Source organism: Methylovorus sp. SPW-M1, from assembly GCF_053848825.1.
On sequence record NZ_CM132626.1, the window covers coordinates 1,689,351 to 1,702,278 of the forward strand.

The window sequence follows — 12,928 nt, forward strand, 5'->3', positions numbered from 1 at the left end:
TGATCACTCTTTTCTGCATGGCGATATGCATCAAACTTGGCCTGTGGCAATACGATAAAGCCCAGCAAAAACAGGCATTGCAGGCCTTGTACTCACAATACCTTCATGCCGAGCCCAGCCCTCTGCCCATGCAGTTGAATAACGCCGAGGCCTGGCGTTATCGCCGCGTTACCGTTGAAGGTGAATACGAGCCGCGCTACCAGGTATTCCTGGACAATCAGGTCAGCCATGAACTGGCGGGCTACCATGTCATCACGCCATTACGCATACACAATACTCAGCAATACGTGCTGGTAAACCGCGGCTGGGTGCCAGCCATGCCCGAGCATCGTGAATTGCCAACCATAACCACGCCCACCGGGCCGCAACGCGTCACCGGGCAAGTATGGGTGCCGTCCACCCGCTATTACACGCTGGGAAAAAGCGATCCCAAACACTGGGATGCCGTGTGGCAAAACATGGACATGCAACGCTACGCCGCCCTGGTACCGTTTGCCATCAACCCCGTCATCGTCCGGCTTGATGCCGATAGCCAGGCCGGTGGATTTGACCGCGACTGGCCGCAACCGGCAGAGCGCATTGGCATGCATTTAAGTTATGCCTATCAATGGCTTGGCTTTGCATTTGCAGCCTTGGCCATTTATGTTTATCTCAGTATTGTGCCCGCCAATTCACCAACCCCACCACAAGAAAAACCAGCCTCATGACCATGGCCAAGTCTTCGCTCGATTCTTCCTTATCCCCTGCTGCCACCGGCCCCGCCTCATCGTGGCCCCAAGGCCGCAAGATGCTGCTTGGGATGCTGGTGTTTTTTGCCCTGCCGCTGCTGGTGGTGGCCGCCATGTATGGCTTGGACTGGCATCCGAATGGTCGTAGCCATGGCACCCTGGTCTCGCCATTGAAACTGTTGCCGCCCCCTGCTGGCATAGAGGATATGCGCGGGGCTGCCGTGCCAGCCAATCTGTGGCGCGACAAATGGAGCATGGTCTACGTTACCGGGCCATGCCGCGAGGCATGCGAAGAGCGCTTGCATCTCATGCGGCAAATACATGTTTCCATGGATAAAAACATGGGTAGGGTGCAGCGCATCCTGATTTCCAGCGACACCCATCTGCAGACGATGCAGGAACGCTACCCCGACCTGATCATTCTGCACGCGCCTTCCAGCGAAGTTCAGGCTTACGCGCAGCACTTCCAGATCGCGGGAGACCCATTAGCAACTCATGAGTCGCCAGTCACTGATAACAACACCATTTACCTGGTGGACCCGCTGGCGAACCTGATGATGTATTTCCCCGCAAGCCTGGCGCCTGGGGATATTCGGGCCGATATCGCCCGCTTGCTCAACTATGCCTGGGCGGGGTAAAGCATGGCCGCCGCGCTTTGGTTTAAACGCCTGATATTGCTGGCTCCGCTGCTGGCGCTCACCGTGGTTGGCCTCGGCGCCTACGTTCGGCTGTCAGATGCCGGGCTGGGCTGCCCGGACTGGCCTGGCTGCTATGGGCAATTAAGCGTGCCGCAACACCCGGCCGATGTCGCGGCAGCCGCCAGCGCCTATCCGGACAAGCCGCTGGAACAGCACAAGGCCTGGAAAGAAATGCTGCATCGCTACCTGGCAGGCACGTTGGGGCTGGTGATATTGGCGCTGTGCGTGCTGGGCTGGCGCGGCCGACTTTATTTGGCAATCTCGCCCTGGCTACCCACCTTGACGACTGCCCTGGTAGCGCTGCAAGCCATGCTGGGCATGTGGACCGTGACCTTGCTGCTGAAGCCAGCGGTAGTATCTGCGCATTTGCTGGGTGGCATGTTGACCCTCGCACTGCTGGTATGGATGGCACACCGGCATTGGGGGCGCATCGCCAGTTCGCAAGTCACATCCACGCATCACGTCTGGATCAGGATTGCACTAATCGTGGTGTTGCTGCAGATCATTCTCGGCGGCTGGACCAGCGCCAACTATGCCGCGCTGGCGTGTACGGATTTCCCTGCTTGCCAGGGCAGCTGGATACCCACACTCAACTATGCAGATGCCTACCATGTATTGCGCGAGCTCGGCCAGGGGCCGGATGGCAGCGCATTGTCAGCGGATGCACTGGTGACCATCCAGTGGACACACCGCCTGGGCGCCCTGCTTACGCTGATTGTTTGCGGCACGCTGGCACTCAGCCTGCTGAATAAAGGCACGCTGACAAACATCGCGCTGGTGCTGCTGCTTTTGCTGGTCTGCCAGATCAGCCTGGGTATTGCCAATGTATTGCTGCGGCTGCCCTTGGTGCTGGCCGTCAGCCATAACGTATTTGCGGCTTTGCTGTTAAGCACGCTGGTTGTGCTCAATTCCACCATCACCCCACTCAAACAGCCTGAGGAGACATGACATGGCCCATGCTATCGCATTGAATATCCAGGAAATCCGCGTCAGCCTGCGAAGCTTCTTCATGATGTGCAAGCCGCGCGTGAGTGCGCTGATTGTGTTCACCGCCATGATAGGCATGTTCATGGCCACACCGCATCTGCCACCGCTGGATATACTCATTGCCGCCACACTCGGTATCGCCATGACATCTGGCGCTGCGGCGGCCTTTAATTGCATCATTGAGCAAAAGATCGACGCCCGCATGGCCCGCACCCGACACCGACCACTGCCCACCGGTCAGGTCAGCACGCGGCAAACTCTGGTATTGGCCACCTTGCTGGGTTTCGCCGGACTGAGCCTGCTATATGCCATGGTGAACCCGCTGACCATGTGGCTGACCTTCGGCACATTACTCGGTTACGCCGTGATCTATACCGTGTTTCTCAAGCCCGCCACGCCACTCAACATTGTCATCGGCGGTGCATCTGGCGCCATGCCGCCGATTCTGGGCTGGGCCGCCATTAACAATGTGGTCTCGCATGAAGCGCTTATCATGTTCCTGATTATCTTTGCCTGGACGCCCCCGCACTTCTGGGCACTGGCGCTGTATCGCCGCGAAGAGTACGCCAAGGTAGGCATTCCCATGCTGCCAGTCACGCATGGGGTGCAATTCACCCTGCTGCATATCGTGCTTTACACCATCATCCTGGTCACCATCACCTTCATCCCCTACAGCATGGGTATGAGCCACCTGATCTACCTCATCTCGGCGCTGGTGCTCAATCTGGTGTTCATGGTGTATGTGGTGGCGCTGTATGCGGATTACTCGGATGCACTTGCCAAGCGTACGTTCCGTTATTCGATCACCTATCTGACGCTGCTGTTTGCCGCGCTGATGCTCGATCATTACTGGATGCTAGAATGGTAAATTACCTGTGTTGAGGAAGTTGCCGATGGTCAGAGCCCTGATGCTGTGCTTAATGCTGGCATGCCTGAGTGCATGCAAACCACAGCCGAAAGAAGCCTTTGAGGCGACGGATATCACGGGCGCCGACTTTGCATCCGGCCTCCATTTAACTGACCATCACGGCAAACCTGCCAGCCTTCAGGACTTCAAAGGCAAGGTCATAGTGCTGTTTTTTGGGTATACCCACTGCCCGGATGTCTGCCCCACCACCATGTCGGACATGGCACAGACCATGAAACTGCTGGGCAAGGATGCCGACCAGGTCCAAGTGCTGTTTGTGACACTGGACCCGGCGCGTGACACGCCAGATGTACTGGCCAACTATGTCCCATATTTTGACCCGCGCTTTATAGGCTTATATGGAACTGAAGCCGAGATCGCCGGAACCGCCCACCACTTCAAGATCAGCGCCAGCAAGCAACCACCTGATGCGCGCGGCAACTACAGCATAGACCATAGCGCTGGCACCTATGTCTATGATAAACAAGGCAAGATAAGACTCTACTTCAACTACGGCGCATCGCCAGCCATGATGGCACACGACCTCCGCCTCCTGATGTAAACCACGTGCCACATAAGGGCTGTTTCAGCCTTTATGCTCAAGGCCGAACCATGCGCCTCACCTGGCATGTCAACGTGCCCACCTTGTACCCCGCCGATTGCGGCGCCACCGGCACAAATGCATCCTCACCCTTGCCCTTGCTCAAGAGCTCGCCCTTGGCACCGTAGTACATGAACTCGCGCAAGCGAAAGGCATGCTTCACACAATCAAACTCAAATCGCGCTCGCTTTTCCACATACTTAACCCCTGCCGCAGCACCAGGCAATGCCAAAGCTGGCTTGTACAAGGTCTTGGTCCAGATCGACGAATACACATCGTCATCCGCATACGAATCCGTATCCACCCACAGCTCGCTACCCTCGGCTTTGCTGATGGACTCCCAGTCGGCTGCGTGTACTGAGTTAACGCCGACCATCAGTATGGTCATTACAGCAACTGCCAAATTCCACCCTAATACTCTCATACCCTTCATACCTATCCTGCGTGTAAAAAACCTTAGTGTATCCGGCCTCAAAGCCCGGTTGAAAAGACAGCCCTCAGAATCACATTAACCGCCTAATTATTAATGGTTATTTTACAAATTTATTTCTCCCTGGAAACCTTGGTCTGCCCTTAAGGGATATAGGCGCACATGCGCTAGCGCCATATCGTGTGATTAAAAATTACATCCTCCGAGGATTAATTAACCCTCGTCGCTCGTAAGGGTTGAGTAAGCATACCACGGCAAACTAGCCTCCATAGCAAACCCTGATCATTGTGCACCAAATGAAAAAAATTCATTTAAATCATCAGGATGGCGATGGAAGGCAACCATAGCAAAGCTTAGCCTACGTATACCGCTCACCAACATGGACTTTTTAATAATGCTGTTTATTGTGGATTTTGACGGCACGATCTCCAAGAAAGACACGATCGATGCTTTGCTGGAAAAGTTTGCTCCCGCCAGCTGGGAGGAGATCGAGCAATCGTGGTTACGTGGGGAAATAGATGCCGTGGAGTGCATGTCACGACAGATTGGCATGGTGCGCGGTGACCGCGATGCACTGGATGCTTTTTTCCGGCAGATCGAGCTGGATCAGGGCTTTGTGCCTTTTTATGAGTATGCCTCTCGCTTTGGTGAGGTGATTGTCGCCAGTGATGGTGTCGATCATGCCATCCACATGGCGTTCCGGCATTCAGGTTTTCCAGCTGTCCAGATTTTTTCAAATCGCCTTGATTTCACGCCTGAAGGCATCGCCATCAGCTTTCCCAACCGCCGGGCCGATTGCCAGGGCGGCAACGGCAATTGCAAATGTGTCATTGCCCGTGAGCAGTCCGCCATCTCGGGGGGGCCGGTGATTCTGATTGGCGATGGCAAATCGGATGCCTGCATTGCGCGACAAGCCGATGTGGTCTTCGCCAAAGGCAAGCTGATTGATTACTGCGAGCAGCAGGATATCGCCTACCACCCCTTTTCTACCTTCAAGGATGTTCTGGAGGCCATACGCACCTGGCCGCTGGAGCACAACACATTCCCAACCGCTATTCACGTTAAAGGATAACCACGGCCACTATGGAAACCAAGATCATCGAAATCCTGGATAAAAACAGCAAGTACTGCTCTCACGGGGATACCGTCAATTATGCCGACCCACCCAAAGTGTTCGAAGGCTGTGACGGCAGCTTTTTGTTTGATGAGCACGGCACGCCCTATCTGGACTGGCAGATGTGGTATTCCGCCGTCAACTTTGGCTACAAGAACAAGCGCATTGCCGACACGCTGAAAAAGCAGATTGATACGCTGCCTCAGCTCGCCAGCCAGTACCTGCACCGCGAGAAAGTCGAGCTTGCCGAGATCGTATGCAAGTACATGGAAGACAAATACGGCGTCAAAGGCCGGGTGCATTTCAATGTGGGCGGTGCGCAGGCGATTGAAGATTCGCTCAAGGTCGTGCGCAACCATACCGGCAAAACCCACCAGTTTGCCTTCATGGGCGGCTATCACGGCCGCACCCTGGGCGCTTCGGCCATTACTTCCAGCTACCGTTATCGCCGTCGCTTCGGCAACTTTGCCGACCGCGCGCACTTTGTTCCATACCCATACTGTTTCCGCTGCCCGTATGACCTGAAAGTGGAAACTTGCGATACCTATTGCCACAAGGAATTTGAAAAACTGTTTGATACCGAATACCAGTCGGTGTGGGATGAAAAAGCCAAGCAGTGCGAATTTGGCGCTTTTTACATCGAGCCCATGCAAGGCACAGGCGGCTACATCATCCCGCCTGAGGGCTACATGAAAAAGCTGCAGGAATCGCTGAAGAAACGCAATGTGCTGCTGGTAGCCGATGAAATTCAGATGGGTGTCTATCGCACCGGCAAGCTTTGGTCGTGGGAAAACTTCGACATCGTTCCTGACATTTTCGTCTTCGGCAAAGCCATTACCAATGGCCTGAATCCACTCTCCGGCATCTGGGCGCGTGAGGAATTGATCTCCCCGGAGAAATTCCCGCCCGGCTCCACCCACTCCACATTTGCTTCCAATCCGCTCGGCACATCGGTGGCGCTGGAAGTCTTGAAGATGACGCAGGAGGCTGACTTTGAGCCGCATGTTCGGCAACGCGGCGCCTATTTCCTCAAGCGCCTGCACGAACTCAAGTCGCGCTGGAAAGTGGTCGGCGATGTCAGCGGCCTGGGCCTGGCACTGCGTATCGAGCTGTGTGAGAAAGATGGCTTTACCGCCAGTCGCGCACTTGCCGACCGCATGTTCAACGAAGGTCTCAAGGGCGACTTGATGGTCGATGGCAAGCGCTATGGCCTGGTGCTGGATATTGGCGGCTACGAGAAAAACGTCATCACGCTGGCGCCATCGCTCATGATTTCGGAAGAAGAAATCGACCTCGGCATTAAGCTGTTTGAGCAGTTATTGCATCGTTGCGGAGCCGAGTAATTGCAAGCCACTCTCCACATGCAAGCCATCATGCCCCGCCTCCAGACACATGCCAAACAAGGGCAAGCCGCATGAGTCTGGAACAGCTGATTGGTGAAAACGGCTTTATCGAAGGCAAGGGACAAGATGCCGTGCTGCTGGTGCACGGCCTCACCGGCACCCCGGCCGAGATGAAACATTATGGCAAAGTGCTCGCCCGCAAGGGCCTCACCACCGTTTGCCCGGTGCTGGCCGGGCACTGCGCTTCGATCAAAACCCTGACCGCCACCACCTGGCAGGATTGGGTGAGTTCGATCGAGCAGGTGTTTCTGGAAATGCGCAAACGTTATCGCAAGGTGTTTATCGCCGGGCTTTCCATGGGGGCGCTGATCGCCCTCATGGTGGCAGCGCGTTATAAGGAAGCGGTGGCGGGCGTCATTCTGCTATCGGTCACGCTGTTTTATGACGGCTGGAACATGCCGCCATTCAAACAACGCTTCCTGCTGCCTATCGTTTTGTATACCCCGCTCAAATACTTCGTGCATTGGGAAGAAACCGCGCCCTACGGCATCAAGTGTGAACGCACCCGGGCGCTGGTCGCGGCGATTCTGGATAACAAGGATGCCCAGGCTTCCGAGAAGATCGGTTATTTCAAAACGCCCGCCACGGTGATTCTGGAAAGCGTACGCCTGATCCGCCAGGCCAAGAAACAGCTGGCGGATGTGGTATCGCCAGTGCTGATCGTCCACTCCACGGAAGACGACATGGCGAGCATCAAAAACGCCCATTACGTCGAAAAGCGCCTGGGCTCGCGTGATATCCAGACCATGTATATCAGCGACACCTATCACGTATTAACCCTGGATAAACGCAAAGACGACATTGCCAAGCGCAGCGCCGAGTTTTGCCTTGCCCTCGCTCACTGAACACAGGAGTAGTCTCATGGAAAACACCTTTGAAACCGTCAGAACGCTGATTGCAGAGAAACTGGAAATCGACAAAGCGACGATTACACCGGATAGCGTGCTAACCGAGATCGGGCTGGATTCGCTCGACACCTTTGACATCATTTTTGAGGCAGAAGATACATTCGGCATCAAGGTGCCCACGCCCAAAGAAGAAATCAAGACCGTGCAGGATGTCGCAAACCTGCTGGACCAGCTGCTGCAGGAACAAGCGCCCAGCCTGCAGGTGCAGAAGTAAACATCATGGCAAACACGCGTCGCGTCGTCATTACCGGCATGGGCATCGTCTCGCCGCTGGGCAATACCGTGGAAGAGTTTGGGCTTAACCTGATGCAGGGCGTATCCGGCATCAAACGTCTGGAGACCGACTTCAGCGATCAGCTGGAAATCAACATCGCCGCCAGTGCCGACTTCGATGGCACCCAGCACTTTTCCAAAAAAGAGCTGGCGGTGCTGGATCGGGTGAGCCAGTTTGCGCTCTATGCCGCCCAGCAGGCACTGGACAATGCCGGGTTGGACGCTGACAGCATGGACACCAACAAAACCGGCTGCTATCTCGGCACCGGCATGGGCGGCGCCGCCTCCACCGAAGAAGGCTACCACCGGCTTTTTAAAGAAGGCCAAAGCCGCCTCAAACCGTTTACCGTGCTGATGGCGATGAACAACGCCGCCGCCTCGCACATTGCCATGCATTACAGCCTGGGCGGCCCCAACCTCACCTACACCACCGCGTGCTCATCCTCTGCCATTGCCATTGGTGAAGCGAGCCGCCAGATAGCCTACGGACACTGCGATTACATGCTGGCCGGCGGTAGCGAAGCGCTGCTCACCTTCGGCACCATCAAAGCCTGGGAAGCATTGCGCACGCTGGCAAAGGTAGATGAGCAAAACCCGGCCGCCTCCTGCAAACCATTCTCGGCTGACCGCAACGGACTGGTGCTGGGCGAAGGCTGCGCCATGTTTTTGCTGGAAAGCTACGACTCCGCCATGGCCCGCGGCGCCACCATCCATGCCGAAATCGCAGGTTACGGCACTGCCAACGATGCCAGCCATATCACGCAGCCCTCCATCGCCGGACAAGCACGCGCCATGCAGGCTGCGCTGGATAATGCCGGTCTGGCCCCCGAGCAGATTGACTACATCAATGCGCATGGCACGGGCACACCACTGAATGATGCCACCGAAACCGCCGCCATCAAGCAGGTATTCGGCCCCCATGCTTACCAACTCGCCATCAGCTCCACCAAGTCCATGCATGGTCACCTCATGGGCGCCGCCGGTGCGGTTGAGCTGGTGGCCACCACGCTGGCCCTGCAAGCGCAATTGCTGCCGCCCACCATGCACCTGCAACAGCCTGACCCCGAGTGTGACCTCCACTATGTTGCCAACCACGCCACCCCGCAGCACGTGCGGTACGCCATGAGCAATTCGTTTGCTTTTGGCGGCACCGGTGGCGTCATCATCCTGAAAAAGAGCTAACGCCATGCAACCTGATTTAAGCCACTACCAGCCCGACACCCTTGCCGCCTTTGAAGTCGAAACCGGCTTCAGCGCCGCCAAATTCCTCGAAGAAAACTGGAAAGCACTGCTGCAGGACGACATTGAAGGTTATCGCCTGCATCTCGCCTTTGATACCGGCCACACCCCCGGTTTTAAAACCGGCTATATCGGCATTCGCAAAAACCAGGTGCTGCTCTGCATCGCGCCCTACTTCGTCACGCAATACGCGCTCGAAAGCAGCCTCAAAGGCACCATGCAAAACATCCTCACGCAGGTAAAAGAGCAACTGCCCAGCCTTATGACCATCAAGATGCTGTGCGTAGGCTCGCCGGTCACCGACTCCTGCAAGCTCGCCATCAGCCGCGAGTACCCTTTCGATCCTGCACTGATTCAGGTGCTGAATCGCACGCTGGCCACCATCGCCAAAAAAGAAAACGCCACCCTGATCGCTTTCAAGGATGTCAAAGACGCGGATTACCAGTTATACGGCCCGGTGCTCAAAGAGCTGGGTTACAACGCCCTGCCCAGCATGCCACTCGCCATCAACAAGATTACGCATGGCTCCGTGCAAGACTACCTGGCCAGCCTGAGCACAAATCTGCGCACGGACATCGAGCAAAAACTCAGCGCAGCCCGCGACATTCGCATTGAAGAGCACCAAGGCATCCCGCCGCACCTGGACGAAATCTACAACCTGTACCTCGAATCCCACGCCGGCCAACAGGCGCAATCCGAGCTGCTGACCAAAAAATTCTTTGAATACGTCGCCGGCCTCATGCCTGAGCAAACGCGCTTTGTGCTGTATTTCAAGCAAAGCACTCTCGTGGCTTTCAACCTGCTACTGCATCATCAAGGCGTCGTGCTGGACAAATACATCGGCATCAACCCAGCCGCCAACGCCCAGCACCATATCGATTGCTTAAGCTCGATACACAACATCGAGATGTGCATACGCGATGGTTTTCACACCTACCAAAGCAGCCGCGAGGTATACCACACCCGCAACACCATGCCCGCCAAGCTGCACGACACGCACACATTGCTCAAGTTGGCCTGATCGCGGCACTGGTGAATAAGATAGTGACGTGATGAATGGCAGAGGGGTGTTTCAGCTACAGCCACTGCCAAGGCCGCAAGCAAAAATCCCCCACAAAAAGTACAGCATCAAAAGCCGATAATGGTAGAATAGCGCCCTCATTAGCTGGGCAATCCAGCAACCGAGTCGCGGAGAGGTGGCAGAGTGGTTGAATGTACCTGACTCGAAATCAGGCATACGTGCAAGCGTATCGAGGGTTCGAATCCCTCCCTCTCCGCCAGCAACAAGGCTCCAAGCAATTTCCACTTTCAGCAATTAGTTTGCAAAACAGGGTTTAGTTTGCAAAATTCAATCATGAATCTTGCAAAGAGTAGCGCTCAACCTTGCTGCCCCGCAATAAACTCAACTAAGACACCCCATCACTCCCATCTCCTATCAGCCCAGGAAGACTGGCACCTGGATATGATCCAAACAGCCTATGGGCTTCAAGGGGTAAATAAAATAAACTGGATCATCGAAAATAAAAATAACTGACAAACTGTCGTTTTTTGGGAAGCAATGGGGAATTCGTATGAGCGCCACATTAAGAAGTTTATTTTTTGGGGAAGCGCATCAAGCGGATAATTATATGCCGCATATTGATGGTTTGAGGGCGGTTGCGGTCGGGTACGTTCTATTGTTTCACGCCTTTCCCATGATGTTCCCTGGCGGATTCATCGGCGTCGATATTTTTTTTGTTATTTCTGGCTACCTCATCTCATCTATCATTCTCACCCAGCTCAACCGTGGCAAATTCAGTATTCTGGATTTCTACAAGCGCCGAATTAATAGAATATTTCCTGCCCTGATTCTGGTTCTGGCAGCAACTTCATTATTGGCCCACCACTATCTCTTCAGCAACGAATTTGACTCCTTTAAAAATAGTCTCGCTGCAGGGGCTGCTTTCTTTGCCAATATTTTCCTTTATTTCCACAGCGATTATTTTTCTGCTTCCGCAGAAACCACCCCGCTATTGCATCTATGGTCTTTAGGCGTTGAAGAGCAGTTTTATATCGTTTGGCCGTTGGTACTGTTTATTTTTTGCAGGACAAAACATGGAATATTGTCAGTCATACTGCCCATCCTGCTCATTTCATTCGTAGCTTGCCTGCACTATTCATACACGAATAAGACCGCAGCCTTTTATTTACCCGTAATGCGTTTCTGGGAGCTTGGGGCTGGAGCACTGCTTGCGTGCTTTCAATCAAAATATACAAACCTGAAGTTTCTGAAAGGAATCTCGCCCTTAGGGAGAGAATCTATCAGTGTAATAACGCTAGGCCTTCTGTTCGCAAGTCTTTTTTTGATACGCTCGGATATGGTTTTCCCTGGCTGGATCGCAATAATACCGGTCACCCTCGCTGTGGCCATCATTGCACTTGGCTCCGAGTCTAGTGTTTTGAGGGGATTACTTGGCAACCCTCTATTCTTATTTTTTGGACTCATCAGCTATCCGCTCTATTTATGGCATTGGCCTATTCTTTCGATGATGCATATCGAACTAGGGGAGCCCTCAAGAATTGCGAAAGTAGCTGCACTGATGCTTTCGGTTGTCCTAGCCTGGGGAACATACCGTTTTGTTGAGCTACCGTTAAGATTTCGTGTCCAAGTTCAAAGCAAACCATGGTTTTTGCTTGGCTCATTAATATTCCTAGCCATAGCCGTTTTTTCCATCAATCAACGTGGCAATGAGCATCATCAGCAAGAAGAATTCCTTGAGTATTTTGCCAGCTATCAAACCACCCAAAATATAAAAGACGAATATCGATTTGATTGCAGCTTAATAAAGGACAGCAAGGTTTTTAACCCTGATATCTCCAAGAGCTGCTATACCCGAACAAAGGACAGAACAATATTTGTCTGGGGCGACTCCCATGCTCAGCAGCTTTTACCGGGGCTGAGAAGAAATCTCGATAAAGAGACCGATCTCCTCCAAATTGCAAGCTTTGGGTGCGCACCAAAAGTAATTACCGGCTCGAGTGATTCAGATCATTTAACAGCCTGCGACAGAGCTAATCTGGTGACGATGGAGAAGATCAAAACTGCTCACCCAGAAACGGTCATCCTTGCACAACGTCGTGATCACGAGAATTCGGACTGGAATCTTATTGTCGATTATCTGAAAAAGAATGGCGCAAAGAAAATTGTTATCGTGGGTCCAGTACCGCAGTGGAACCAACTGCTGAATCGATACTATGCAAAAAATTTATGGGCAAGTGCTAATAGCCGCACACTAGAAAACCTCAATGAAGATATTAAATCTACAGATACCATCATGAAAAGTAAGGTACTTCCTGCCGGGGTGGTATACATTTCCATGTTTGATATATTTTGCAACGACAGTGGATGCCTTACTTATTTAGGCAACGATCCTAAGACCGGGATGACTTCATGGGACTACGGTCACCTCACCATTACAGCTTCGGAATTTATTGCGCCGACAATCATGCGCCAAGTTGAAATTCCTCAAGTTCAAATAGCGGCATCTGATAAGCGGATGAGCATGAACTCACATCTTAATAAGGAGATAGTTACTTCCAAGTGAGGCATTATTGGATTACCAGGCACGTTTATAGCGGTTTTTACATTAAGCTTCAGTAC

General features: G+C 53.6%; 13 protein-coding genes and 1 tRNA gene. 13 read left to right on the forward strand and 1 reads right to left on the reverse strand.

The window, feature by feature from the left end:
• The first annotated feature begins 17 nt into the window (after positions 1-17).
• Genes ACWWD9_RS07890 through ACWWD9_RS07910 form a run of 5 tightly spaced genes read left to right on the forward strand, consistent with a single transcriptional unit; the run spans position 18 to position 3,882 of the window.
• Positions 18-707 (forward strand): SURF1 family protein, encoded by a 690-nt coding sequence (locus ACWWD9_RS07890; protein ID WP_455866680.1) that lies wholly within the window; start codon positions 18-20, stop codon positions 705-707.
• Positions 704-1,366, forward strand: coding sequence for an SCO family protein (locus ACWWD9_RS07895; protein WP_455866681.1), 663 nt, complete (start codon positions 704-706; stop codon positions 1,364-1,366). Before ACWWD9_RS07890 ends, ACWWD9_RS07895 begins: the two co-directional genes overlap by 4 nt.
• Before the next feature lie 3 nt (positions 1,367-1,369).
• Positions 1,370-2,374, forward strand: a complete 1,005-nt coding sequence (locus tag ACWWD9_RS07900; protein WP_455866682.1) for a COX15/CtaA family protein — start codon at positions 1,370-1,372, stop codon at positions 2,372-2,374.
• Position 2,375: 1 nt separating this feature from the next.
• Positions 2,376-3,281 carry a heme o synthase gene (gene cyoE / locus ACWWD9_RS07905; protein ID WP_013442064.1) on the forward strand — a complete coding sequence of 302 codons (906 nt, stop codon included), beginning with the start codon at positions 2,376-2,378 and terminating at the stop codon, positions 3,279-3,281.
• A 25-nt stretch (positions 3,282-3,306) separates the two neighbouring features.
• On the forward strand, positions 3,307-3,882 hold the full coding sequence (locus ACWWD9_RS07910) for an SCO family protein (protein ID WP_455866683.1): 576 nt from the start codon (positions 3,307-3,309) through the stop codon (positions 3,880-3,882).
• Positions 3,883-3,919: 37 nt separating this feature from the next.
• On the opposite strand, the gene ACWWD9_RS07915 is transcribed toward ACWWD9_RS07910, so the two are convergent.
• The gene (locus tag ACWWD9_RS07915) at positions 3,920-4,309 is read right to left on the reverse strand and encodes a surface-adhesin E family protein (RefSeq protein ID WP_455866684.1); all 390 of its coding nucleotides are present in this window, start codon (positions 4,307-4,309) and stop codon (positions 3,920-3,922) included.
• A 421-nt stretch (positions 4,310-4,730) separates the two neighbouring features.
• On the opposite strand from ACWWD9_RS07915, the gene ACWWD9_RS07920 reads away from it, so the two are divergent.
• The 8 genes from ACWWD9_RS07920 (at position 4,731) to ACWWD9_RS07955 (ending at position 12,872) form a co-directional block, all read left to right on the forward strand.
• Positions 4,731-5,423 (forward strand): MtnX-like HAD-IB family phosphatase, encoded by a 693-nt coding sequence (locus ACWWD9_RS07920; RefSeq protein WP_455866685.1) that lies wholly within the window; start codon positions 4,731-4,733, stop codon positions 5,421-5,423.
• A gap of 11 nt (positions 5,424-5,434) precedes the next feature.
• A complete protein-coding gene (locus ACWWD9_RS07925) occupies positions 5,435-6,808 on the forward strand; it encodes an aspartate aminotransferase family protein (protein ID WP_455866686.1) in 1,374 nt (457 codons plus the stop codon).
• Between the two features lie 71 nt (positions 6,809-6,879).
• Positions 6,880-7,713, forward strand: a complete 834-nt coding sequence (locus ACWWD9_RS07930) for an alpha/beta hydrolase (RefSeq protein WP_455866687.1) — start codon at positions 6,880-6,882, stop codon at positions 7,711-7,713.
• Positions 7,714-7,729: 16 nt separating this feature from the next.
• Positions 7,730-7,990, forward strand: a complete 261-nt coding sequence (locus ACWWD9_RS07935; RefSeq protein WP_013442057.1) for an acyl carrier protein — start codon at positions 7,730-7,732, stop codon at positions 7,988-7,990.
• A gap of 5 nt (positions 7,991-7,995) precedes the next feature.
• The gene (locus ACWWD9_RS07940; protein WP_455866688.1) at positions 7,996-9,231 is read left to right on the forward strand and encodes a beta-ketoacyl-[acyl-carrier-protein] synthase family protein; all 1,236 of its coding nucleotides are present in this window, start codon (positions 7,996-7,998) and stop codon (positions 9,229-9,231) included.
• A gap of 4 nt (positions 9,232-9,235) precedes the next feature.
• Entirely contained in the window at positions 9,236-10,309 is a 1,074-nt protein-coding gene (locus tag ACWWD9_RS07945; protein WP_455866689.1) for a GNAT family N-acetyltransferase, read from the forward strand.
• Positions 10,310-10,478: 169 nt separating this feature from the next.
• Positions 10,479-10,568 (forward strand) — tRNA-Ser (locus ACWWD9_RS07950).
• Positions 10,569-10,859: 291 nt separating this feature from the next.
• Entirely contained in the window at positions 10,860-12,872 is a 2,013-nt protein-coding gene (locus ACWWD9_RS07955) for an SGNH hydrolase domain-containing protein (protein WP_455866690.1), read from the forward strand.
• Positions 12,873-12,928: the final 56 nt, after the last annotated feature.